We start from the raw sequence: 23,662 nt of genomic DNA, 5'->3' as shown, positions 1-23,662 counted from the left end.
CCGCTGCTTCATCTTTATTGTCAGTCTATTACAATACTTATTTTTTGGAGTCTAACGATATTCGATCCTCATAAACCCCGCCAGATCAAATTTTTCAGTCTATAACTTTATTTTCATCGGACATCAGCAGCTGATACACCAGCTTCGCAATCTCAGCCCGCGTGAGCTGGCCTTTCGGGTCGAACAGGTTGCCGCCCTTGCCGCCGATGAGACCCAGCGCTTGCCCCTTGCCGATGGACGCGGACGCCCACGGGGCGGCTTTATTCAGATCGGCGAACGGCTGGGTACTAGCGGACGGCGAGACGGTCGTCTTCGACGTGCTCTCGTAGGCGCGGACGAGGATGACGATCGCTTCCTCGCGGCTGATCTTGTCCTGCGGACGGAAGCGAGCGCCGTCGCCCTGGATCAGGCCCAGTTCGGCAGCCTTGGAGACAAAGCCGGCGTAGTACGCGCTAGCGGATACATCCGTGAACTTGGAAGTGCCCTGCGGCTGGTCGTAGCCCAGCGCCCGGACGATTATCGTCGCGAAGTCGGCGCGCGTCACGGACAGGCTCGGCGCATATGACGTGTCGCTCACGCCGGTCACGATATGCTTGGCAGCCAGCTTTCGGACGTAATCGTTCGCCCAGTTGCCGATCATGTCGGCGAATTGCTTGCGATATTCGAGCAGCGCGAAGGAAGAGAAATGCTTGGTCGTGAAAACCAGCTCATTGCCTTCAATCCGGCCGCCCATATATTCCAGCTTGCTGCCGTTCACGTAGTAGACGCCTGCGAGCTCCTTGTCGATACCCGCGAGCTGCTCGGCCGTCAGCGTTCTGCGCACGGTGATCGGCTGTTTAAACTCATGAATCGGGGTCGAGGTCGTGCCGGTCGTCGCCGACAGATTCAGCTCAAAGGTTTGGCCGGTGGCCTTGAAGACTGCGTCTGCACCTATCGTCTGCAGCAGTGCGCCTTGTCCTTGACGGTCGCTCTTCAGCTCGAAGCTCAGCGTGACGGCATCGGCGCCCTGCACCGCGCTGTCCGGAATCGCGCCCGCCGGCACCTCGATCGTGCCCTGCGGCGTCGAGATCTTCAGCGCGACGCCTGCCTGCTGCCCTTGCTTCAAGCCTGCGCCGTCAAGCTTCAGCGAGAACGTGCTTCCGTTGCCGGTTGCGGAGGCATCCAGCTTGATCTCGACGACGCCGCCGGCAGCCTGCGCGATCGCCGCCTTTAAGGCGTCGCCGGTCAGCGCATAGGCGCCGTCCTTGTCGGCCTTGACGGTCAGCACGCTGCCGTTCTGGCCAGTCGATCCGCCCGGAGTGCCCGTGCCCGGGTTCGACGTGCCCGGATTTGACGTGCCCGGGTCCGGCGTACCCGGATTTTCCGGGATAACCGTCCCCGTCGCGAAGCCCCAAATATCGGACAGCACGCTGCCGCTATACGCATCCTCAGCCTTCACGTACCACTGATAATAGCGGTCGGAAACGAGGCCCTTCCAGGCGACCGAAGCCGTTTTGCCGCTCGCCGCGTTGTTCACTTGCCCGATAAGCTCGTCAGTGTACACCTTGACGCCGAAGTAGTCGGTCGCGACTTCTTTGTTCATCGCACCAAGATCGACGTTCATGTCGTACTCGTCTTTGCCTGGATACTCGGTCGGATCGTAATAGTTGTAGTCGTCCAGGTAAGGCGAGTACGACTTCATATGGACCTTGTTGTTCTGAATATCGAACTGCATCAGGCGAATGTAGCCCAGACCGCCTTCGGCAGCGCCTTGATAGTCGGCGAGGATCTGGTACACTTCGCGGTCCGCCACGCCGTCTCCGTCGTCGTCGATCTTGTCGACCAGCGTCTCGGAATCGTGGTAGTGCCCGCTCAGGGTCATGATGACGTTCTTGTTCGGCACGACGACGCGCTCGAACACCTTGTCCGCGATCGGCGCCCGGTTATTGGACACGAGCATATACTCGTGGAAAGCCAGGATCGCCTTGCGGTCCGGATGGTCGGCGACGACCTGGTTCATCCAGTCGATGTCCTCGTCCGTCACGCCCCAGCCCATGTACACGATGATGAAGTCCACGCCGCCGGCGGAGATCAGATCGTAGTGGCCCCGGTTGTTCTTGTAGGAGCCGCCGTAGGTCGGTTGAACCGTGAAGCGTTCTTCGCCGTAATGCGCGTAGTAGTGCGAGTAGTCGCCGCTCTGATGGCTGACGTCGTGATTGCCCGCGAGCACGCCGTAAGGAACCTTGGCGTCGTCCAGCGTCTTCATCGCTTTTTCCGCGTTGTCCCACTGGTATGCCTGCTCGGCGTTGTCGACGATATCGCCGGTGTGAATGACATATTTAATATTCATGTCCTGCTGATGATCGACGATCCACTGCGTGTTGCCTTCGTAAATCCAAGGATAGCTGGCCGAATAATACTGCGTGTCGGACATCCAGATAAAAGAGAAATCGTACGGATCCTGCTTCACCGGAAGCTCGTCCTGCACCATGACCGCAATGCTGCCGCCGTCATTGTACTCGCCCGCTTGCACCGTCGCGCCCAGCGCAAAGTCTGCGGCACCCGCAACCTCGGTGTCGAGCATGATCCACTGCCGCTTGACCGGCTGCCACGCATACAGGCTGACCTTGCGGCCCTCCAGCGACTTGCCCTGCCAGTTGATGTCCACCCGGTCCGTCGTCTTCACCGATTCGTCCAGCTTGATGTTAAAGCGGTGGTACGGAAAAGCGTCCGCCGCGTCCTTCGTCAGGTATTGGCCGTCCGCCGCGCCGATCTTCGCGTACTCGTCCGCCGTCATCGCCGTTTCGCCGGCCGGCGCTACGGTCTTCGGCGGCTCCACGTCGGCTGCGCCTTGATATCCGATGAATCCCGCCTTGCTGTTCGCGTCGTACTTGAAGCCTTTGTAGAAAGAAACCTTCATCGGATCGTCCGTCGGATCCGTGACCTTAACCGTGAGTTCGGCGCTTGAAGAGGTCAGTGCGCCGCCATTCGCCGGCGACACCAGCTCCGGCTGCGCCGGATTCTCGTTCGGCACGCTGAAACGGACGGTCTTCTCTGATACGTTGCCGACCTTGTCCGTCGCCTTAATGACGAGGACGTGCTCGCCTGCGGTCAATAGGCCCGAGGACGTCCCGACTGGCAGCGAGATCGCGTTGCCGTCCAGCGTCGTCTCCGTCGACGCGACGCCGGCCAGCGCATCCGAGATCGAGGCGTCCAGCGTGAACGCGCCGCGGTAGGTCTGACCGTCCGCTACGCTTGGCGTGATCACAGGCGCCGTGTTGTCGATCTGTATCGCCCTGAGCGCTCTGGAATCGTCCGAGGCGACAACCTCGATCGTATGCACGCCGTCGGCCAGTGCGGTCGTATCCCAGTCATAGGCCTTGGCGCGCAGCTGCTCTGCAGGAATCGTGAAGTTAAATTCAATCGCCGGGAACTTGCCGGCCGAATCGCCCATCTTCAGTTCCTTCGTCGGCGCCGCGTAGAGCGGATCGTACAGGACGGTGCCGTCCGGCATGACGAGCCTTACGTTGCGGATTTCGAAGTCGTCCTTGTTCTCCTCGGGCCGGTCGTCGAACGGACCCGACTTGGTGCCTGCCCGGATCGCGATGAGGTTCGCGCCTTCCTTAAGGCGAGTCGTCTCGATCGGATAAGACAGCGTCGTATACGCCGTGATCGGATCCAGGAACGTATACAGAATCTCCTGCCCCATCGTGACCGCGTTTTTGAAGTAATAATTGACGTTTTTAACGTCGAACGCGAAGACCGCGTCATCTTCGAGCGCATCATACGTGCCTGCGGCCGTCTGCCCGTCGATCTTCAGCTCCAACGTATCGGGACCGGCGGTCTCCGACGTGCCCTTGAGCGTCGTCTTGCCGGAGACGATATCGCCGGCCTCCAGGTTCAGGCGCAGCGGCGCGCGGTCCTGTCCTTCCTTGATGTTCACGCGCGTCACCTTCGAGGTCGCTACGTTCTGACCGTCGGACGCTTCGAAATAATACGCGACGTACTTCCTGCCGAGCAGATCCGGAGAAGTCAGCAATTGGTGGTACATCGTATCGTTGAAATCCTGCGTCAGATACTTTTTCGTATAGCCCGCATCCAGGTTCGACTTGAAATAGACGGCTACGGAAAGCACGCGCGTGTCGTCCGTTACGTCCGCGACCAGATCGAGATCGATCTTCTGGCTGGTCTCCGTCTTGCCGGTCCGGTCGGCGATCGCCGGCTCGGCCGTGTCGTCTTCCACGTGAACCGGCTGTGCCGGAGCTTGTCCCGCCTCGAGCGTTCCCGGCGTCGCGTTCTTCGTGCCGACGCTGTACTTAAGCATGTTTTTCGAGCCGTCGGACGGATACTTGTAGTAAATGCCTTTGCCCGCCGCGACTTCGCCTTTCACCGAGCCATCGTAATAAGCGGTCACGATGTCTACATGCGTGTTGGTGCCGACGACGATGCCCCGCTTGGCCGAGTTCGCCATGCCGTCGCTGTATACTTTGATGATGTCCACGTTCTCGACGAGGGATGTTTTGAAGGCCGCATTGAAGTCGGCGACCGTCTGCGTCGAATTTCCGCTGTTGATCACCCAGAGAACCAGCGTCTTGCCCGGCTGAATGACAATGTCTTCTTTGCTCGACGGCCAGATGACGTCGGCATCCGTGCCGGAATCCGGATAGCGATAATACAGCTTGTAATCCTTGAACGCAAACGGCTTGTCCGAATTGTTGTACAGCTCAATGAATTCCCCGTCGTCCGAGGACTGGACGTTCACGCTGTCCGGGAGCAGCTCGGTGATCAAGATCGGCGGCACCTTGGACAGATCCGTCGTGAGATCGACCGCCACGTCGTACGTAGCCGTTTTTACCGTATTCGCCTTGTCTTTGGCTTCGATGTAGTACTGGATCCCGGACTCCACCAGCGCTTCCTTGGGAATGGCGCCCTGATAGGCGCTGCCGCTCGCCTTCATCTCGACGGAAGAGAAAAACTCCTGGGAAGCCGTCTTGTAATAGATAAACACCGTGAGCGGATCCACGTCGGCGTTCTCGGCATTCGTTACGTTCGCCGTCAGCAGGATGTCAGAGCCCTTAGCCCCTTGCGTGACCGGCGAGTGCGTGATGACCGGCGCTTCGTTGGCGGCAGGCGGCGTCACTTGTACAAGATCGACCGTGCCGGGAGTCGCCGCAAGCGTGCCCGGCGCGTCCATCATGGTCATATCGATGCCTGCACCGGTCGGCAGGCGGTAAAAGATCCCTTTATCCGGCTGCGTCTGGGCGTCGTCCTGGTAAGAAGCGCTGACGATCTCCTTGCCGCGCTTGCTCTTGATGAGCAGGTCCCGCGGACCTGCATTTGCCATGCCGCCGCCTCCGTTAACGCGGAACAGATTCGTGTTTTCCGTCAGGGACGTGGCAAAGTTGGCGTTGAATTGAGCTTCCGTCAGCGCCGTGTTGGCCGCGTTCATCACCCAGAATACGATGGCCTGGCGTGACGGAATAATGATCGGACCCGTCGTCAGCGGCGCCCAGACTGTATCGGCTCCACCATTACGGTAAACGAGTGAGTACTGGCCGCCAAAGTCGACGGCAGCATCCGTATTGTTGTACACCTCGATAAACTCGTAGGCATCCGCCCCGGAGACGTTCGCCGTATCCGGAACGAGCTCGGTAATGAGCAGCGACCGCTCCGCCGGCTCGCTCACCGCCTGAATGTTCACGTTATATACGGACGATGCGACCGATCCGTCCGTACCGTCCGCCGCTTCGATATAGTACTGAAGCGACGACGCGCCGGTTAAAGCTTGATGCGGAATCGACGCCGCATAGGCGCCGTCCTGCAAAGCGCTCATGGCCAGGGCAGTATAACTCGGAGCCAGATTCGTCTGGTAGTAGACGGCTGCCGTTACCGAGTGCTTGTTGTCCGTAATCGCGGCGGAGATCGACAAGTCCTGATCTTCAGGAGCGGATACGGCAGGCGTATGCGAAATCTTCAGATCGACGGCGGGCGTCGGCGTCACGTAATCGGACGGCTGGTCCGGAACCTGTGTCGGCAGCACCGTTCCCGGCGTAGCCGCCGTCGTCTCGAGCGCGGCGAGCACCATATCCGTGCTGCCGACCGGATAGTTGTAGACGATGCCTTTGTTGACGGAAGACGTGGCGACGTCATAAGCGGCCTTCGCGACGGCCGAGCCGTCCGATGCTTTTAGCGTCAAGGAGCGCTTGCCCGTATTGGCCATGCCATTCACCTTCACGGTCCGGAACAGATTCGTTCCTTCGACAAGCTGGGCATCCCCGCTAAGTCCGTAGTTCGCGTTGAACTTGTCGGTCGTTTCGCTGCCGTTGGCATCGTTCGTGACCCAGAGCACGATCGCTTGACGGGCGGGAATTATCGCCGCTCCGGCCGATTGAAGCCCATAGGACGCATCGGTGCTGCCATTGTTGTAAATTAAAGAATACTGGCTGTAATCAACAGGCTGACTCGTATTGTTATAAATCTCGATCGCCTCGTAGCCATCCGAGCCGCCGACATTGTTCGTATCCGGCACCAGTTCCGTAATCAGAAGCTCCGGAACCTGACTGTAATCAATCGTAGCCGCAAAAGCCGGCGAATACGGGAATAGCCCGAACGCCATCGCGCTCAGAACGACCCAGTTCACCCATTTTTTCATCTTGATCGTCATGCAGTCGATTCTCCTTCTCTAGCTGCTATTTATATACTTATCAAGTCTATTAACTTAAGGTTATCTATATATTCATCTGGTGTTTTCCGAATATTAACTTGTGCGGGATGTATTTACAATGTAATTGCTTTCTGCAAAAAAAAGGCATCGCCAAGCGCATTTTCTGCTTGGCGATGCCTTTTTTTTTGTATTTATTTCGTCGCTATACGTTCTTCAGCCTTAATATCCGCGAAGTACTGAGCGCTGTCCACCATCGGCGTACAGTCCGAGTGATCCCCGCTCAGCGTGATCTCGAAGATAAAGTCCTTGCCCAGCACGAGCGGCTTCACCATGCGCCAATCGATCTTCCCCAGGCCCAGCTGCAGCGAATCGTGAACATGTCCCATGCTGTCGACAAGATGGTAATATTGCGCGTAAGGCGCGGTGCGTTCGAGGATGTCCCGCAGCCGTTCGTTATCCCCGCGGAACGAAATGAAAGTGTGGCTCACGTCGACCGTCAACGGAAGCGCAAGCGGCTTGATCAACTCTTCTATTAAATAAGGATTGCAGCCATAAGAAAACAGACCTTCGGTCGAATCCTCCCAAACGAATACGTCCCGTGAATAAGCCATCACCTTGCGAATCTCTTCGCGCAACAGCGCGGTTCGCTCCCGGGTGACGTTGCCGCAGCTGGCCGTATGAACGTAGTGTGCATGCACGACGCACTTGGCCCGCTCCTCCGCGCAGATGCGGGCGAGCGCTTCGCACGATTCATGGTAAAATCGGCGCGCATCCGGATCTTCGCTCAAGATGTCCAGATACGTCCCGCGGTACGTCGGCGGATGATGCAGATACGGCTTGACTCCACGAGCGTGAAGCTGGCGGATCCGGTCACGGATCAGCTCCTGATCGTCCAGATCGCGCTCACTCAGGTAGAACTCGATAATATCCGGCTCGTAAGACAGGCGATTGTCCAAGTTGCGCTGCTCGAGATTCCCTTTCAAGCGTATAAACTTCACCAGTCTACCACCTCCGATCCCATCTTATCACACTCGTGTTAATGGGGCGTTATCGCGGGGCTCCGCTGCCAAGTCGACTTGACGAATCCTCCGAAAATAGAAAATGCGGCGTCCCGCCTCGGGAACGCCGCTTTCCTTGTTATTGCTGACTGGCCAGATATTGATCGAGCTGCTCGAACGTGCCGGAGAACCCTTGCTTGACCATCGGCTTCATATCGTTGAACGCCGCCATCTCCTCTTCCGAGGCATTGATCGGACCGCCGCTGAAGGTGACCGTCGTCTTGCCGTCCGCTTCCTCGAAGGTCAGGATGTTGATGATCTCGAGCGGCCAATTCGGATTGAAGGGCGCCCGGATCGTGTTGCCGTGCTCGTCGCTGAACGATTGGACGAAGACGAGTTTTTCCGGCCTAATGACTTCCTGATAGACGAACTTCCCCCACATGCTCATCCCGTCAGGCGACTTCTGGCACCCGAGGAACATGCCGCCCGGACGGGCGTCCATTTTGCTCACCTCGAGCGTGAACCCCTTCGGCCCCCACCACTTGCCGAAATGCTCCGCTTCCGTCCATACCTTGAACACAAGCTCGCGCGGCGCGTTAAACTCGCGCGTCAACAATACTTCCTGGTCTGCCACTTTTACTCCTCCTCGTTATTTTCCTTTTGAATATGCGCAAGATACGCATCCAGCTGATCGAATTGGTCCTCCCAGAACTTGCGAAACGTACCGAGCCATTCATTCATCTCCTGAAAAGGCTCGGCCCGAAGCGTGTAAATCCGCCGGTTGGCGACCGGGTACACCTCCACGATCTTCGCTTCGCTCAGTACTTTCAGATGCTTCGAGGCCTGCGGCTGGCGTATGTGCAGTTCATTCGCGATCTCCCCTACCGTAAGCTGGCCGCTCCGCAGCAGCTCCACGATCCGCAGTCGCGTGGGCTCGGCCAAGGCGCCTAGCGTATCCGGCTCCATCCCGCATCATCCGCCCCCCGCCCGTTCCGGATCAGAGCGATTCAGCGGCCTTGGCGAGCAGCGCGGACAATGTCTCGTAATCCGGCGCGATGCCTTCCTTGATCTTGATCCACTTGCGCTCCGGCGGCCCTTCGAAGCCCTTCGGGAATTCAATCCCCGATGCGTTCATGATCATGAAGGCAATGGCATCCTTCGAAGGCGAGATGACCGCGGCATAATGACCGTTTTTCAGAAAATGGGGCTTCTTGTACTGAATTCGCTCCTCGACCGACGGAATCGTCTCATGCACCATCTCTCTAAGCCGCTTGGCAAGCTGAACCTGCCAGTCCGCTCCAAGGTTGTCGATAAAAGAGATAACCTCTTCGTTCGCCACTTCAGTCCAACTCCTTTTCTTCAAGTTTTATCTATGAACACAATATACTACATCGGGAATATTCCAGTAAAGGAATTTTTAAAATTTTCTATGGCTTGAAATGAAATGGAAGCCGTCGCGCAACCGAATCCATGCAGCACGCATCTTACTTATGGGGGAGGAGGAAGTTCTCTGGATATCGTTCAAGGCTTGCGGGATAAAGACGAAGCCGCGCTTCGGGCGTTAATGGAGCGGTACGGCGATGAATTGATGCGAACGGCGTTCCTGCTGGTCAAAGATAAGCAAGTCGCGGAGGAAGCCGTCATGGATACGTTTATCCAGGCTTACCGCAAGATCGGCCAGCTCCAGAACCCCGACCGTCTGCAAAGCTGGCTTTTGCGCATCGCGGTCAACCGGTGCCGGATGAAGATGCGCACGTGGAGCTGGAGCCGAATCTTTCCTCTATCCCAGGTAGAGACATTGGTGGCGGAAGAAGAGCCTGGCCCGGAGGCGCTCCTGATGGACGCATGGCGCAATGAGATGCTAAGCGAGGCGCTGCTGAAGCTGGATTACAAATATCGCGAAGCGATCGTTTTGTTTTATTACAACGGGCTAAGCGTGGCCGAGATCGCGGTACAAACGAGCGGCAACGAAAATACGGTAAAGGCCAGGCTTGCGAGAGGCCGGGCGAAGCTGAAGCTCATACTGGAGGAACAGGAGGATGGGAATGAAACCGGAGCAGGCGCAAGCGTCCATGAGAGCAAAGCTGGAGGAAGAGCTTAAGGAAATGCGCTTTTCGAAAAGTGCGGAAGTGTTGAATCGCACCCATCCCCGTTCCTTGCCGGCCAAGCTGCGCGCTTTGTGGAATTACGAGATCGAACTGCCGCTGATCCCGCTTGGCGCAGGCTTCGCCGTGCTGCTGGTGATCGTGCTCGCGACGCAGTTTGAAGAGCATTCGGATCAAGGGGACTTGGCGGGAGACATGCCGCGTGCGGATCGGCAGCTCGTCGAAGCGGGAGGCAATACGTACTGGAAAGAGGACTTTGAAAAGGCGGTGAGGCGCGTTGAAGGTAAAGATCAAAGTTAAGCATCTCTTCGCGCTTGTCACCGTCCTGTGCGCCTCGTTCGTCTTGCTCCAGGTCTTCGTAATGCCAAGCGTCCAGGTCGCCCTCGCGAAAAAGCACTTCGAGCAAGGGGCGCCGAACGGCAAGCGCGAGCTGATTCGCGCGATCGATGCCGCTTCCGGAGACGACAAGTGGGCGCTGATTCGGCGATATATGATCGAGAACGGCTCGGACCTGGGCGCGATGAGATTTGAAGTCGTCGCGGGAGACGGGACTTTTGAATCCGGTACGGCGACCTCGCTGCCGGAAGCGCCGCGCTGGACGGAGGAAGAGAAGCTCAAGTACCTGCAAGCCTATGCGGAAGCCGGTCCGGTCGATAGCTATATGGCGCGGGCGGCGACGCAGTTGGCGTTCGAATATTTATTGCTTGGCAGGACTGAAGATGCGATCCGCGCGTTAGAGCGGACGGAGCAGAAGCTCTCGATCCGTTACAACATTCAGAAAAGCGAGCTTAAGATGGCCCGTGCTAAGATTTACGCGGATGTTGATGAACCCGAGACGGCGGAGCGATTGCTGGATGAGCTGAGCGAGCGCCCGAACCGGCAGGATACGTACCTGACCGACAAGATCGCGAAGCTCAAGACCCGCATCGCGGAACAGCGTGATCCTGCGGCTTCAAGCGTATCCGGAACGATTAAAAAAAGCGACGGCGCGCGCATGTCAGGCATCGGGGTATACTTGCGGAGCAGCAGGGATATCTACCACAGCCTGCTCGATAGCGAGCCTTACCAGACGATGACCGACGCCGAAGGCCGCTTTGCGTTCAAAGGCGTCGCCCCCGGCAGTTACGTCATCTATATCGGCCTGAACTACGAGCAGCTCGACGGCTGGACGCGACCGGCCGGCTATAACGAGGAATGGATCGACATTTGGGGAGGCGAGCAGCTGACTCGCGACATTACGCTGCAAAGGCTTATCCAGCTGCGCGCGCCCGTGGATCAGCAGGTCATTACAGGCGACACCATCAAATTTGAATGGGAGTCTGTCGAAGGAGCATCTTACTACAAACTGAACGGAACCTTCCCCGTCGAGAATGGCTCGGTCGGATTTCAGATCAAGGACCATATCGAGGGCAATGCCGTCGAGTTGCCGCTCGAAACGCTCTACAGCGTCGCTACGGGCTATTCCTACAAAAAGTTCGACGACAAGGAGTTGCCGGATCCCTCCAATCTGCTCGGATTCGCCGATCCGTCCAGCCGGTTTTCCTGGAACGTGGAGGCCTACGATGCCGGCGGGCAACTGTTGACGCGAAGCAACGGCTACCGGTTGAACGAGCAGACGATGGGTCATCTTCCGTTTTTCTATCTGAAGGCTCGCACGCTCACCGAAGCCGACCGTCTGCTGCTCGAGGGCCGCATGGACGAAGCGTGGTCCGCGTACAAGGCGGACTACGCGCGGGATGAGCAGGATCATCATAGTCTGCGGATGATCGTTAAGCTTTCCGGGATCCCTGCGCCAGGTCAAAAACAGATACTTGACGTGGTTTCACTAACGTACCTGGAGAAGCAGGCAAGCATCGACGATAGCGGAAGTGCGCTGGCTACCTTGATCGAGCATTACGGTAGTGTCGGGAACTGGCCCTTGGTGGACCGGTATTACGGCATGCTCGAGGAAGCCCGGCAAGGAAGGGTGGAAAGCTACACGCAAGCTCTCTATGGTACGCTGCTGCTCAAGCAAGGAAAAATCCGGGAGGGCGAGGCACAGCTCCGGCAGGCACAGGAGACCGATCCCTCGAACCGGTTCATCGGCAGTTATCTCGCGAGCGTGATTTATTTGTCAGGCGACTTGGATAAGGCAGAAGCGCTCGCGCGCCAGTACCCTGAACGCTCCTATTACGATCAAGCCAATCCGGACTGGAGCAAGCTCGTGCATGATTTAGCGGAAGAAAGCCGGAATGCAAATGGAGATGCCTACTTGTCGCAGCTGAGAGATGCGTTGCGGGTCGGGTTCGGCGGAGATCAAACGCGCGTGGCAGAATGGAGGATAGCGAATTCGGAGCATGCGGCCATGGAGGCGTTCGTCGTGGCGCTGTCGAAGGTCGATTAGCGTGTTACTGCGTCGGGCTTTAAACAACGATTGTGTTATTGCGCGGATTGCCGATTGTAGGCGCGCACCGCGAATGCGTAGGCGACGATCAATATACCCAAGCACCAGGCCAGCGCAACCCAGATATCGTTACCTACCGGTTGGTTCGACAGCAGCGCGCGGATCGTTTCCACGATGGACGTCACCGGCTGATTCTCGGCGAAGGCGCGAACCACGGCGGGCATCGATTCGGTCGGCACGAACGCGGAGCTGATGAACGGCAGGAAGATCAGCGGGTAGGAAAAGGCGCTTGCGCCTTCGACCGTCTTGGCGGACAGTCCGGCGATGGCCGCGATCCAGGTGAGCGCCAGCGTGAACAGCACGAGGATGCCTGCTACGGCGAGCCAGGACAGGATGCCGGCCGACGAACGGAAGCCCATCGCGAGCGCTACGAGAATGATGACGGCGATCGAGATAACGTTGGAGACGACCGAGGTCAGCACATGCCCCCACAGCATCGTCGAACGCGCGATCGGCATAGAGTTGAACCGCTCGATGATGCCCCGCTGCTTATCCAGGAACAGGCGGTAGGCGACATAGGCGACCCCGCTGGCGATCGCCATCAGCAGGATGCCGGGCAGCAGGTAGTTCACGTAGTTATCCGTGCCGGTCTCGATGGCGCCGCCGAACACGTACACGAACAGCAGCATCATCGCGATCGGCGTGACGCAGACCGTGAAGATCGTGTCCACGCTGCGGAAAATATGGCGCATGGAACGTCCGAGCATCACGCCCATATCGCTGAAAAAGTAGCTTTTTGCCGTCTCCATTTAGATGGCCTCCTTTTTGCCGATGATCGCGAGGAAGATTTCCTCGAGCGTCGGCTGCTTTTCAACATACTCGACCTTCGCTTGCGGGAAACGCTTCTTCAGCTCCGCCAGCGTGCCGCCGGCAATGATCCGGCCTTCGTGCAGAATGGCGATTCGGTCTGCCAGCTGCTCCGCTTCCTCCAGATATTGCGTGGTCAGGAATACCGTCGTACCGCCGTCTGCAAGCTCCTTTACGATCTTCCACACCTCGATGCGCGCTTCCGGATCAAGCCCCGTGGTCGGCTCGTCGAGGAAAATAATCTTCGGCTTGCCGACCAGACTCAAGGCGATGTCGAGCCGGCGGCGCATGCCGCCTGAATACGTGGACGGCTTTCGGTCGGCGGCTTCCGTCAGGCCGAAGCGCTTCAGCAAATCGTCCGCTACTTGGCGCGGTTGATCAAGATGCCGCAGCTTGGCGATCATGATCAAGTTCTCCCGACCGGTGAGCACCTCGTCGACCGCCGCGAACTGCCCGGTCAGGCTGATCGCATGCCGCACATACTCGGGCTTTGATGCAACGTCGAAGCCGTTCACAACGGCGTTGCCTCCGTCCGGCTTGAGCAGCGTAGCGAGGATCCGGACCATCGTCGTCTTGCCCGCACCATTGGAACCGAGCAGGGCGAAGATCTCGCCTCGCTTCACTTCCAGATCGACGCCCTTCAGCACTTCCTTGCCCTTGAAGGCTTTTTTAAGGCCTTTCACCTCAATCGCTTTTTCCATGCCGATCTCCTCCTTACTTTTTCTTGTCCGTCAGCTTGCTCATGGCCTTGTTAACGGCCTGGTTAGCGGATTCCTGAGCGATGTCGGCGTGCGTTTTCGAATCCTTGATCAGCTCGTCGCAGAAAGCCGCTACATCGCTGCCCGTCACCTCAAGCACGCCCTTGCCGGACGCCGCGCCCTCTTCGAAGAGATCGACGATCCCCGACAGCAGTCCCGTCCCCTCGGCGAGTTCGACAGGACCGACCTTAAAGAGGTATTTTTGAAGTTCCTTGTAAACGATCTGGTAATCCTGCGGGAGCGCCTTGACGCGCGCCACGTGCGCCTTCCACTCTTTTTTGCCCTCGATGATGTCGCGAATGTTCATTTTCATTTCCCTCCGATTTTCCTAATTTTTATTTGCCTAATTTTTTGGCGACATTCTGGTTGAGCTGCTCGCGCCATTTGTCGCGGTAGGACTTTGCCCCTTCTTCGCCGGCCAGCGCCGCGCAGAAGCCTTTGATATCGTCGCCGAGCACCTCTTGGACGCGCTGGCCGTCCGCCGCCGATTCTTCAAGCAGGCCGAGCACGCCGTCGAGAATGGGCATCAGGTTGCGACCGCTGAAGCTCGAGTAGGACCACAGATTGGCGTTCAATTCTCCCCATGCCGCTTGATAATCGGCCGGCAGCTTTTTGGCTCGTGCATCAAAAGCTTTCATTTCCTTTGTCATGTCGCTGCCGGTGATTTTTTCCCAAAAGTTCATTGTGTTTTCTCCTTTAACTCGTTCATTTTTGAGGATACGAATTCCCACTTCTCCCAAAACTTCCGAAGCTCCGCGCGGCCGGCGTCGTTGATGGCGAAAAACTTGCGCGGCGGCCCTAGTTCCGAAGGCTTTTTGGTGATCTCCACCAGCTTGTTTTTTTCAAGCCGGATCAGGATGGTGTACACCGTCCCTTCCACGACATCCGCGAAGCCGAGCGCGTTCAGCTGCCGCGTGATTTCGTAGCCGTACGTTTCTTTGCGGCTAATAATTTCAAGGACACAGCCCTCAAGCACGCCTTTGAGCAATTCCGTTAAGTTTTCCAAGACAATCACCCTTCACTATTCTGTATGACTGGTATGCAGTGTTACTTACTACCGCTATAAAGTAACACGTAGTAGCTCGTGCTGTCAACAGGTTTGATTTCGATTTTTGGCCCATTTCAAATAAACGCGGTTTGGCGGGCCGTAAGTGCATCGGTTTGGCGGGCCGTACGCGGAATCGGCTTGCCGGGTCGTACGAGTTTGGCTTGGCGTCTAGAAGATTGGTCGATGCGTCGCCCAAGTGACTCTTAATCCGTAATACCTGCAAATATACATCCTTTTCCATCACCATCGACCGTTTCAGAGAGAATTGATGCAAATATACATCTAATTCCTTCAGTCAACCGAAATTCCGGTCTACACTGGGCAAATACCTGCACATTCGCAGGTTTTTCATCACGTGGCGCTAGTCGGCAACAAATACATGTATAAATGCAGGTATTCGCCCCGCCCCGCCCCGCCCCGCCCCGCCCCGCCCCGCCCTGCCCCGCACACCTCCGATCGGCCTCGGCCCGCCCAAATAAAAACGCCCCGAGTCCCGCTCGGAGCGCCATGCCTTATCTTTATTGCCTAAAAAAAACGTTCCGCCTAAGCCTTCGCTTCCTGCTCGGCCAGCTTCGCGACGGCGCGCAGCGCCGCCTCGATCTCCCGCTCGACCGCCTGCGCGACGGCATCGGTGTGCGGATCGTATTCGGCCGCGAGATCGGCGTCCGCGTAGCCGTCCACCGCCAGGATCGCGCCCGCCCGCGCGCCGCGCAAGCTCGCGACGACGTACAGCGCGGCGATCTCCATCTCAACGCCGATGGCGCCGGCCTTCTTGTACGTCTTGTGCGGAATGTCCAGCGCGCCCTCGAAAAAGGCGTCGACCGTGACAGTGATGCCTCGGCCCACGACGCCGCCGAGCGCCCGCGCCGAGGCGTCGAGCGCCTCGACGATGCGGCTGTCCGCGACGGCCGGGAACCCGTCCGGCACGATTGACCGGGTCAACCCATCGGCCCGAACGGCCGCCGTGCTGACGATCAGGCTGCCGGCCGGCGTTTGCTCCGAGTAGGAGCCCGCGGTGCCGACGCGGATCAGCGTCTTCACGCCCGCGCGGATCAGCTCCTCGAAGCAGATGGCCGCGCCCGCCGAGCCGACGCCATGGCTGACGACCGCGAGGCGAACGCCTTGATAGTCGCCGACGAACGTGCGGTACTCGCGGGCGAATGCCAGCTCCCGAGCGCCTTCCAGCTTGCGCGAGATAACCTCGGCACGGCGAGGATCGCCGCATACGATCGCGTATTCGGGAATGTCTTCGGATTGGATCTGCAATATCGGCAAGTACATAATTAATCGAACTCCTTCTTCGTCCATTCGTCCTCGGGAATCGGTATCGACTCGCCGGAAAACCGTTCTTCCGCGAACGGATCGGCTTCGTTATGGAACCCGTTGCGTTCCCAGAAGCCCGGCCGGTCCTCGCGCATAAACTCGATGCGGCGGATCCACTTCGCGCTTTTCCAGAAGTAGCGGTGCGGAACGAGTGTGCGCAGCGGCCAGCCGTGCTTGTCGGTCAGCGGCTCTCCCGCAAAGCGGTAAGCGAGCATGACGTCATCCTTCAGCAGGTCCTCCAGCGGCACGTTCGTCTCGTAATCCGGATCGGCATGGAACATGACGTACTTCGCTTCCGGCTTCACGCCGAGCTGCGGCAGCAAGTCGCTGAACAGCACGCCCTCCCACTCGGTGTCGAGTTTCGACCAGCGCGTCACGCAGTGAATGTCCCGCACGACCTTGGTCGCGGGCATCCGCATAATCTCCTCGAACGTGAAGGAACGCTCCGCTTCCACCTCGCCGCACACCGTCAGCCGCCATTCGTTTATATCATAGACAGGCACATCGCCCTCGTGCAGGATCGGAAACTTCTCCGTTACGGTCTGCCCCGGGGGCACGCGATCGCGCAGCGCCGGATCGATCTTGGACGCCGCTGCCGGCACCTTCGCTTTTTTCAGACGGTCCGCTTTGTTGTGCATCTTCGGTGTGATCTCCTCTCGCGTCCGACCTACCTGGAGCTGGAGCCGGCGTTTTGAGCGTCTTTGATGAACCCTTTATCCCGGAAAAAGAACATCGCGATTATCGTCACGACATAAGGGACCATTTGCGTAAAATGGGACGGCCACGACACGCCCTGCAGCCGGATGCTGAACGCGTCCATGAAGCCGAACAGGGCGCTTGCGCCCAGCACGCCGAGCGGTCCGGATTGGCCGAGCATCGTCGCGACGAGCGCGATGAAGCCGCGGCCAGACGTCATCCCTTCGGTGAACATCGTCACCTGGCCGAGCGACAGCTGCGCGCCGGCGAGCGCGCACAGCACGCCGCAGGCGATCATCGCGCCGTATTGGTAGCGGCGAACGTGGATGCCGATCGTTCGGGCGGCCAGCGGGTTGCTGCCCGCAGCCAGGAATCGGAACCCGTTGACCGTGCGATAGAAGTAGTACCACAGCAGTCCCGCCAGCACGACCGACAAGTAGACCAGCGGAGAATGCCCGGAGAAAATTTCCCCCACGACCGGAATGTCCTTGATGAGCGGGATATTCCACTTCGGCAGGCCGACCATTTCCTTATCGTAGTATGCGCCCTTCACATGGAAGAGCGTCCGCAAGCTGAACGTCGTCAATCCGAGCGCCAGAAAGTTGATCGCGATGCCGACGACGATGACGTTCGCCTGCAGATGGATGCTGAGGTACGCGAAAAGCAGCGAGAACGCGCATACGCAGACAATGGCAAACAGGATGGCCAAAAACGTATTCTCAAAGTAATGGTTGCCCACAATGGCGGTGAACGAGCCGATCAGCATCAGCCCTTCGAGACCGACGTTAAACAGGCCGACGCGCGCGCAGAGCGCGCCGCCGAGCGCTGCGAGCAGGATCGGCGTCAGGATGCGAAGCGCCGAGTTGAACAAGGCCAGGTCAAACAGCTGATCCATCGACGACCGCTCCTTTCTTGCGCCGCATAAAGCCCCAGCTGAATTTGACGGTAATGAACAAAATGAGCACCGCTTGAATAACGGAGCCGATCTCGAGCGGCACGTCGGTATTGAGTTCTACGCCCATGCCGCCTGTCTGCAGCGCCGCGAGGAAAAAGGCGCCGATGGCCGAGCCGATCGGGTTGCCGTTGGCGAGCAGCGCCGCCATAATGCCCGTCCAGGCGTAGTCCGCCGAAGCGAACGAGCCGTCGATATAGCGATATTGCGAGCCCAGCACCTCGGCTGCGCCTGCAAGCCCGGCGAGTCCGCCGCTCGCGAACATCGTCGTCAGCATCAGCGATGTCCGCCGCACGCCGCCGTAAACGGCGAACAGCGGGTTGCCGCCCAGCATGCGCGCCTCGTACCCTTTGACCGATTTGGCCAGGTAGACGTACAGGATGACGACGGCCGCAATCGCGATGATGAAGCCGGCGTGCACCGTCATGCCCTTGAACAGCTTCGGCAACCAGACCGCGTGCTCGAGCATCTGTGTCTGGGCCATCGCGCCGGCGCCCGTCTTGTCCTTGAACGGATAGGTGACCAGGTAGCCTGCGAACAAGGAAGCGATGTAGTTGAGCAGCATCGTCGTAATGAGCAGATTTACGCGGAAACGGACGTCGAAGTAACCGGCCATCGCCGACCAAAGCCCGCCCGCGACAATGCCGCCGAGCATCGCGACGATGCAGACGAACCAGCCCGGACCAGGCACGTGCAGGCCGATGAGCGCCGCGCTTAAGCCGCCGAACGCCATCTGCCCCTCCGCGCCGAGGTTGAAAAAGCCCGAGCGGAAAGCGACCGCCGCCCCCATGGCGACAAGGATGAGCGGCGTCGCGCGGGATAACGTGCTCGTGAAAAAGTAAAAGCTGCCGAATGCGCCCTTCCACATTTCCCTATACGTCTCTGCGATCGAGCCGCCGGCGACGAGAATGGCGATCGAGCCCGCGAGCAGACCGATAATGATGGCGACCAGCGGACCGCGAAGCGGAAGCAGCCACGTTCCGAGTTTATTCATGACGCACTCCTCCTCCCGCCATCAGCAAGCTGAGCTTGTCCTCGCTCGCCTCGTCGACGCGCAGCTCTCCCGCGATGCTTCCTTCGTACATGACGACGATCCGGTCCGACAGCTTTAATATTTCCGACAGCTCCGACGAGACGAGCAGGATCGCCCCGCCCTCTGCCCGCTTGCGCAGCAGCTCCTCGTGAATCGTCTCCATCGCGCCGATGTCCACGCCGCGCGTCGGCTCCGCCGCGATCAGAAAGGGCGTATTCTGCGCGAGCTCGCGGGCGACGATCAGCTTCTGCAGGTTGCCGCCGGACAAGTTCTGCGTCTTGTTGTCGAGCGAACCCGCCTTGATTGCAAAGCGCTTGATCCAATCCGAGACGAGCGTCTTCATCCCTTTGCCGCGCAGCATGCCGTAGCGCCCCAGCCGATTCTGGTGGCCCATGATGCCCGTCTCGGCGACGGTCGCGGCTTTGCTGGCGCCCCAGATATACCGGTCCTCGGGAATATGCGCCAGCCCGGCATCGCGAACCGCGCGCGCGCCGCTGCCCGTCATGTCTTTGCCAAGCAGCGTGATGGTGCCAGCGTCCGGCTTCATAAGGCCCGCGATCGACTGGATCAGCTCCGATTGACCGTTGCCGGAGATGCCCGCCACGCCGACGATCTCGCCTTCGCGGACGGTCAGATCGATGCCGCTGAGCGCCGGTTTGGGTCCGCTTCCGGCGAGGGAGACATCTCTGAGCTCCAGCACGTTCGCTCCCGGACTTGCGGGCTTCTTCGTCGAAGGAGCCAGCTCGCGGCCGACCATCAGCCTCGACAGCTCCTCCACGTCCGTATCCGAAGCGTTCAGCGTGCCCGTCACTTCGCCGTCGCGCAGCACCGTGATCCGGTCGGCGACGCTCATCACTTCGTTCAGCTTGTGCGTGATCAAGATAAAGCTTTTGCCCATGCCCGCCAGCTTCTTGATTGCTTCAAGCAGCTCGCCGACCTCAAGCGGGGTCAGCACGCCGGTCGGCTCGTCAAGGATAATGATCTCCGCGCCTTGATGGAGAACCTTCAGGATCTCCACCCGCTGCTGCACGCCGAGCGGGCATTCGCCGACCTTGGCGCGCGGATCGACGCGGATGCCGTATGTCTTCGACAGTTCTTCCACCTGCGCGATCGCATTTTTGCGATCGAACCGGACGGCGCCGGGCTCGCGGCCGATCACGATATTTTCCGCCACCGTGAAGTCCGGGAACAGCATGAAGTGCTGGTGCACCATGCCGATGCCGCTGCCGATCGCATCCTTCGGATCGGCGAAGCGCACTTCGCGCCCATTCAGCTTGATCGTGCCGGAAGTCGCCTGCTCCATGCCGTACAAAATGCGCATGAGCGTCGTTTTGCCCGCGCCGTTCTCCCCGACGACGGCATGTACTTCTCCGGCCTTCAGGTTAAAGCCGATTCCCTTGTTCGCGGTGACGCTGCCGTAGCTCTTCGTGATTCGCTCCATCTCGAGCAGCATGCGAGCCCTCCTGTCTGCGGTCCTTATAAGCATAGGAAACCGGCTGCTCGAGGCAGCCGGTTATGGATAATTATAGGTTATAAGCGACGATTATTGTTGCAAAGGATTCTTGACGACGATCGTGCCTGCAATAATATCATCGGAAATCTTCTTGAGCTTGTCAATGTTTTCTTGGCCGATGGCATCGCTAACCGGGAACTTGCCTTCTTTGGTGACGTTCGTCAGGCCGACGCCGCCTTCCTTAAGGCCGTAGTCGCGAACGCCGTACGAGAAGTTGCCTTCGACGAAGTCCTTAACCGTCTCGTAGGCGACGGCGTCCGTGCCTTTGAGCTGCGACAGGATGACTTGCTTGCCGTCGGTGTTGTCCGTATCTTGACCGGACGTGTAGAAGCCCTTTTCGCCTGCGGCTTCGAACACGCCGAGGTCGCCTGCGGCCGACATGCCGGCGATGAAGTCCGCGCCTTGCCCGTTTTGCTGCAGAGCCAGCTCCTTCGCCTTCGCAGGGTCGGTATATCCGCCTACGTAGCCGACCAGGATCTTGATGTTCGGGTTGATCGATTTGGCGCCTTGCTCGAATCCGCTTGTGTACTTGGAGAGAAGCGGGATGTCCATGGCGACGACGTTGCCGACCGTGCCGGACTTGGAAACGAGAGCGGAAGCGGCGCCGAGCAGGTACGAAGCTTCGTACTCGCGGAACGCGATGGAACGAACGTTAGGCAGATCGACGACCGTATCGATAACTGCAAATGCCTTGTCCGGATATTCCGGCGCGATCTTCTTCAGGGCGTCTTCGACTTGGTACGTCGCCGTGATGATCAGGTCGTAATCGCCTGCCGCCGCCGTACGGATGTTTTGCTCGATAGAAGCCGGGTCCGTGGACTCAAGCGTTTTTACTGTTACGCCGAAGTCCTTGCCGGCTTTCTTGAAGCCTTCGTCCATCAGTACGAAAAACGCGTTGACGCCGATCGGCTCGGGCGTGATGAGCGCGATTTTTTTCGGTTTGCCGTCGGATGCCGCAGGAGCGGATGCGCTTCCGCTTGCCGGAGCGCTGCTGCCAGCGTTGTTGCTGTTGTTTTTATTCGATCCGCATGCCGCAAGCACACCTGCGATCAGTACGAACATCAGCATGAGCGATAATGTTTTCTTCATCTTTTTCTCTCCCCCGAAAATAGGTGCAATTCAATAGACATGTTCATATCCTAGAAGATCACTGGGGATTTGTCAAACTCTATTTCCAACTATGTTCGACAATTTTCGCACAATTCATGTACGAAACCATGACGACACCAAATCGAAACCGTTTTCACATTCAAAGCCCTATTTTTTCGTCGCTCAATAAATATCTAAACTGAATTAATTCTTTACCTCTGCTTATTAATCTCTCTGCCCCATCGCGAACAAAGCCTTATTCGTTGTGGATGTATGCGCAGTACAAATTTGGATAGAGTATACATGGAATTCTCAATGCCGGGGGGTACACCATGAACTTGCAAACGGGAACCTATTATTGGCCGACCACCTTTCCCGAAGCCCCATCCTATCCCTCTCTGGAGGAAAATCTCACTTGCGATGTGGTCATCATCGGGGGCGGAAGCTCTGCTGCACAGTGCGCCTATTATTTGGCCGGCAGCGGACTTGAGGTCGTTGTGTTGGAAAAAGGGCGCATCGGAGGCGGCAGCACGAGTACGAACACCGCGATCATTCAATATTCGGGCGAGAAGATGTTCACCGCTCTGGTGAACACCTTTGGGGAGAATTACGTCGGGCGGCACCTGAATCTGCTCAAAGAAGCCATCGACGAGATCGAGGCTGCCTCCCGAAGCGTGGATATCGATTGCGAATTCCGGCGCAGAGACACGCTTTATGCCGCGAGCTGCCCCGAGGACATCGACCGATTGCGAAGCGAATACGAATTCATCGAGAGGCATGGCGTCAAAATCGATTTTTGGGATCGCGCGCAAATCGAAGAAAAATATCCGTTCAGCCGAGACGCAGCAATCTACTCCTATGACGATGGCGAGCTGAATCCATACAAATTCACCCATGCATTATTTCAATTTGCGGCGAATCGGGGAGTCCGCATCTATGAGCATACCGGGATGAACGGCCATCATTACGATCGGCAGCAGCAGCGCATGATCGTCACTACGCAGACAAGGAAAGAAATCAGCGCACGACATGTCATCTTTGCGGCCGGCTATGAGAATATGGAGATCCGCAAAGAGAAGCAAGCCTCTTTCGTGAGCACCTACACCATTACGACCCAACCTGTGGCGGACTTGTCATCCTGGCACAACAGAACGCTTCTGTGGGAGACCGCACGCCCGTATTTATATATGCGAACAACGGTCGACAACCGGATTATCGTCGGCGGCCTGGACGAAAATACAGCTTATCCCGAGCGTCGAGACAGCAAACTGATTCATAAGAAGGATATGCTGCTTGCCGCGTTCAACCGCCTGTTCCCCGACATTCGGGTAGAGCCGGCCTTCTATTCTTCGGCTTTTTACGGCGGAATGGCGGACGGTCTGCCCATCATCGGGAAGTACGAGGAATTGCCGAACAGCTACTTCTTGCTCGCATACGGCGACAACGGGACCGTATACAGCCAGCTGCTGGCCAAGCTTATCGTTCAGGAAATCGTCGAAGGGCATAGTCCTGACTTGGCGCTGTATTTGCAGGATAGGCCTCTGTTGCAGACTTTAGTTAATCAAGGATGAGTTAGCCTCTCTTGGTCGACTCAAGACTCGAACCGATTAAGGCCGGGATCGTCGCCGAAATGGCGGCTGTCTCGGCTTTTCTTTGGTTTAGCGTAACGTTACTATGCTACACTTCGTTTAGGTCAATCATGATGTGATACCGGAGGTGATTCGCATAGCCGGATCCATCGCGAAAACGATATATGCGGGCGCTCTATCCGGCATCGTGCTCGGTCTCGTCTTAAAGCTCGTCGAGCGGGCGACCGCGAAGCCCGTCTATACGCTGCTGCTGAACGTGGACTACGTGCCTGTCGTCAACCGAATCTCCCTGCCCGAGTGGGCAGCGTTCGCGATTCATCTGGCGATCTCCGTCGCGCTCGGTCTCTGCTTGTCCTGGTGGATGAACCGCACGAGCGTAGCGCCAAGTCGCATGACGCGTTATGCGACCTGCGTCGGGCTCGTCGTCGGACTCTGCCTGTACCCGACTTCCGCCCTGTCCGAACGTACGCCGGTCCTGACCGACGGGTCCGCGTTCCTGTACTGGATGGCCGCTCACACCCTGTACGGCGCGACGCTCGGCGCACTGCTTGCGCGGACGGCGAGACGTCATTAACGATTGTTGACTCCATGTGGACTGGGGGCATAAAAATACACCGCCTGCGTCCTAAGTCCACATGGCGATGTATTCGAACATATAAGAATCA

At 58.1% G+C, this 23,662-nt stretch carries 21 protein-coding genes; 5 read left to right on the top strand and 16 right to left on the bottom strand.

Annotation, left to right across the window (positions count from 1 at the left end; genetic code table 11):
• Positions 1-94: 94 nt before the first annotated feature.
• From ACFSR7_RS06775 to ACFSR7_RS06755, 5 genes are all read right to left on the bottom strand, one after another.
• Entirely contained in the window at positions 95-6,643 is a 6,549-nt protein-coding gene (locus ACFSR7_RS06775) for an S-layer homology domain-containing protein (RefSeq protein WP_378159899.1), read from the bottom strand.
• Between the two features lie 191 nt (positions 6,644-6,834).
• Complete coding sequence (locus ACFSR7_RS06770; protein WP_378159897.1) at positions 6,835-7,641, bottom strand: TIM barrel protein; 807 nt, start codon at positions 7,639-7,641, stop codon at positions 6,835-6,837.
• A gap of 139 nt (positions 7,642-7,780) precedes the next feature.
• Positions 7,781-8,275 (bottom strand): SRPBCC family protein, encoded by a 495-nt coding sequence (locus ACFSR7_RS06765; RefSeq protein WP_378159895.1) that lies wholly within the window; start codon positions 8,273-8,275, stop codon positions 7,781-7,783.
• Positions 8,276-8,277: 2 nt separating this feature from the next.
• Positions 8,278-8,607, bottom strand: coding sequence for an ArsR/SmtB family transcription factor (locus ACFSR7_RS06760; protein ID WP_378159893.1), 330 nt, complete (start codon positions 8,605-8,607; stop codon positions 8,278-8,280).
• A gap of 31 nt (positions 8,608-8,638) precedes the next feature.
• On the bottom strand, positions 8,639-8,980 hold the full coding sequence (locus ACFSR7_RS06755) for a DUF1801 domain-containing protein (RefSeq protein WP_378159891.1): 342 nt from the start codon (positions 8,978-8,980) through the stop codon (positions 8,639-8,641).
• A gap of 189 nt (positions 8,981-9,169) precedes the next feature.
• Between ACFSR7_RS06755 and ACFSR7_RS06750 the strand changes: the two genes are divergently transcribed.
• The 3 genes from ACFSR7_RS06750 to ACFSR7_RS06740 are packed head-to-tail and all read left to right on the top strand — an operon-like array spanning position 9,170 to position 12,129.
• The gene (locus tag ACFSR7_RS06750; RefSeq protein WP_378159889.1) at positions 9,170-9,742 is read left to right on the top strand and encodes a sigma-70 family RNA polymerase sigma factor; all 573 of its coding nucleotides are present in this window, start codon (positions 9,170-9,172) and stop codon (positions 9,740-9,742) included.
• Positions 9,714-10,046 (top strand): hypothetical protein, encoded by a 333-nt coding sequence (locus ACFSR7_RS06745; RefSeq protein WP_378159887.1) that lies wholly within the window; start codon positions 9,714-9,716, stop codon positions 10,044-10,046. The genes ACFSR7_RS06750 and ACFSR7_RS06745 overlap by 29 nt, the downstream gene beginning before the upstream one ends.
• Positions 10,024-12,129 carry a hypothetical protein gene (locus ACFSR7_RS06740; RefSeq protein ID WP_378159885.1) on the top strand — a complete coding sequence of 702 codons (2,106 nt, stop codon included), beginning with the start codon at positions 10,024-10,026 and terminating at the stop codon, positions 12,127-12,129. The genes ACFSR7_RS06745 and ACFSR7_RS06740 overlap by 23 nt, the downstream gene beginning before the upstream one ends.
• Positions 12,130-12,164: 35 nt before the next feature.
• Here ACFSR7_RS06740 and ACFSR7_RS06735 read toward each other — a convergent pair whose 3' ends face one another.
• The 11 genes from ACFSR7_RS06735 to ACFSR7_RS06685 all read right to left on the bottom strand — a co-directional run bounded on the left by ACFSR7_RS06735 (position 12,165) and on the right by ACFSR7_RS06685 (position 21,408).
• On the bottom strand, positions 12,165-12,938 hold the full coding sequence (locus ACFSR7_RS06735) for an ABC transporter permease (RefSeq protein ID WP_378159883.1): 774 nt from the start codon (positions 12,936-12,938) through the stop codon (positions 12,165-12,167).
• On the bottom strand, positions 12,939-13,697 hold the full coding sequence (locus tag ACFSR7_RS06730) for an ABC transporter ATP-binding protein (protein ID WP_378159881.1): 759 nt from the start codon (positions 13,695-13,697) through the stop codon (positions 12,939-12,941).
• Between the two features lie 13 nt (positions 13,698-13,710).
• Positions 13,711-14,061: a DUF1048 domain-containing protein gene (locus ACFSR7_RS06725; protein WP_378159879.1), complete on the bottom strand. Its 351-nt coding sequence runs from the start codon at positions 14,059-14,061 to the stop codon at positions 13,711-13,713.
• Positions 14,062-14,089: 28 nt separating this feature from the next.
• Positions 14,090-14,437, bottom strand: coding sequence for a DUF1048 domain-containing protein (locus ACFSR7_RS06720; protein WP_378159878.1), 348 nt, complete (start codon positions 14,435-14,437; stop codon positions 14,090-14,092).
• Positions 14,434-14,742: a PadR family transcriptional regulator gene (locus ACFSR7_RS06715; RefSeq protein WP_304441424.1), complete on the bottom strand. Its 309-nt coding sequence runs from the start codon at positions 14,740-14,742 to the stop codon at positions 14,434-14,436. The genes ACFSR7_RS06720 and ACFSR7_RS06715 overlap by 4 nt, the downstream gene beginning before the upstream one ends.
• A 603-nt stretch (positions 14,743-15,345) precedes the next feature.
• Entirely contained in the window at positions 15,346-16,083 is a 738-nt protein-coding gene (locus tag ACFSR7_RS06710) for a nucleoside phosphorylase (protein WP_378159876.1), read from the bottom strand.
• Between the two features lie 2 nt (positions 16,084-16,085).
• Entirely contained in the window at positions 16,086-16,763 is a 678-nt protein-coding gene (locus ACFSR7_RS06705) for a sulfite oxidase-like oxidoreductase (protein WP_378159874.1), read from the bottom strand.
• A gap of 29 nt (positions 16,764-16,792) precedes the next feature.
• Positions 16,793-17,716 carry an ABC transporter permease gene (locus ACFSR7_RS06700; RefSeq protein ID WP_378159873.1) on the bottom strand — a complete coding sequence of 308 codons (924 nt, stop codon included), beginning with the start codon at positions 17,714-17,716 and terminating at the stop codon, positions 16,793-16,795.
• On the bottom strand, positions 17,700-18,767 hold the full coding sequence (locus ACFSR7_RS06695; protein WP_378159871.1) for an ABC transporter permease: 1,068 nt from the start codon (positions 18,765-18,767) through the stop codon (positions 17,700-17,702). The genes ACFSR7_RS06700 and ACFSR7_RS06695 overlap by 17 nt, the downstream gene beginning before the upstream one ends.
• Positions 18,760-20,259, bottom strand: coding sequence for an ABC transporter ATP-binding protein (locus ACFSR7_RS06690; RefSeq protein WP_378159869.1), 1,500 nt, complete (start codon positions 20,257-20,259; stop codon positions 18,760-18,762). Before ACFSR7_RS06690 ends, ACFSR7_RS06695 begins: the two co-directional genes overlap by 8 nt.
• Positions 20,260-20,349: 90 nt before the next feature.
• On the bottom strand, positions 20,350-21,408 hold the full coding sequence (locus ACFSR7_RS06685) for a BMP family lipoprotein (RefSeq protein WP_378159867.1): 1,059 nt from the start codon (positions 21,406-21,408) through the stop codon (positions 20,350-20,352).
• A gap of 332 nt (positions 21,409-21,740) precedes the next feature.
• Here ACFSR7_RS06685 and ACFSR7_RS06680 point away from each other — a divergent pair, with 332 nt between their 5' ends.
• Together ACFSR7_RS06680 and ACFSR7_RS06675 are read left to right on the top strand one after the other, a co-directional pair.
• Positions 21,741-22,979 (top strand): NAD(P)/FAD-dependent oxidoreductase, encoded by a 1,239-nt coding sequence (locus ACFSR7_RS06680; RefSeq protein ID WP_378159865.1) that lies wholly within the window; start codon positions 21,741-21,743, stop codon positions 22,977-22,979.
• Between the two features lie 145 nt (positions 22,980-23,124).
• Entirely contained in the window at positions 23,125-23,571 is a 447-nt protein-coding gene (locus ACFSR7_RS06675) for a hypothetical protein (protein WP_378159864.1), read from the top strand.
• The last annotated feature ends 91 nt before the right edge of the window (positions 23,572-23,662 follow it).

Source organism: Cohnella sp. GCM10020058 (assembly GCF_042683485.1).
GTDB lineage: Bacteria > Bacillota > Bacilli > Paenibacillales > Paenibacillaceae > Cohnella.
The sequence above is the reverse complement of the archived record's forward strand: the minus strand, read 5'-3'. Positions and strand labels throughout refer to the sequence as shown.

Coding starts and splice junctions, on each gene's coding strand:
- ACFSR7_RS06680 (WP_378159865.1), top strand. CDS start 21,741: ATGAACTTGCAAACGGGAACCTATTATTGGCCGACCACCTTTCCCGAA.
- ACFSR7_RS06775 (WP_378159899.1), bottom strand. CDS start 6,643: ATGACGATCAAGATGAAAAAATGGGTGAACTGGGTCGTTCTGAGCGCG.
- ACFSR7_RS06760 (WP_378159893.1), bottom strand. CDS start 8,607: ATGGAGCCGGATACGCTAGGCGCCTTGGCCGAGCCCACGCGACTGCGG.
- ACFSR7_RS06725 (WP_378159879.1), bottom strand. CDS start 14,061: ATGAACATTCGCGACATCATCGAGGGCAAAAAAGAGTGGAAGGCGCAC.
- ACFSR7_RS06685 (WP_378159867.1), bottom strand. CDS start 21,408: ATGAAGAAAACATTATCGCTCATGCTGATGTTCGTACTGATCGCAGGT.
- ACFSR7_RS06710 (WP_378159876.1), bottom strand. CDS start 16,083: ATGTACTTGCCGATATTGCAGATCCAATCCGAAGACATTCCCGAATAC.
- ACFSR7_RS06735 (WP_378159883.1), bottom strand. CDS start 12,938: ATGGAGACGGCAAAAAGCTACTTTTTCAGCGATATGGGCGTGATGCTC.
- ACFSR7_RS06720 (WP_378159878.1), bottom strand. CDS start 14,437: ATGAACTTTTGGGAAAAAATCACCGGCAGCGACATGACAAAGGAAATG.
- ACFSR7_RS06745 (WP_378159887.1), top strand. CDS start 9,714: ATGAGAGCAAAGCTGGAGGAAGAGCTTAAGGAAATGCGCTTTTCGAAA.
- ACFSR7_RS06705 (WP_378159874.1), bottom strand. CDS start 16,763: ATGCACAACAAAGCGGACCGTCTGAAAAAAGCGAAGGTGCCGGCAGCG.
- ACFSR7_RS06730 (WP_378159881.1), bottom strand. CDS start 13,697: ATGGAAAAAGCGATTGAGGTGAAAGGCCTTAAAAAAGCCTTCAAGGGC.
- ACFSR7_RS06690 (WP_378159869.1), bottom strand. CDS start 20,259: ATGCTGCTCGAGATGGAGCGAATCACGAAGAGCTACGGCAGCGTCACC.
- ACFSR7_RS06700 (WP_378159873.1), bottom strand. CDS start 17,716: ATGGATCAGCTGTTTGACCTGGCCTTGTTCAACTCGGCGCTTCGCATC.
- ACFSR7_RS06695 (WP_378159871.1), bottom strand. CDS start 18,767: ATGAATAAACTCGGAACGTGGCTGCTTCCGCTTCGCGGTCCGCTGGTC.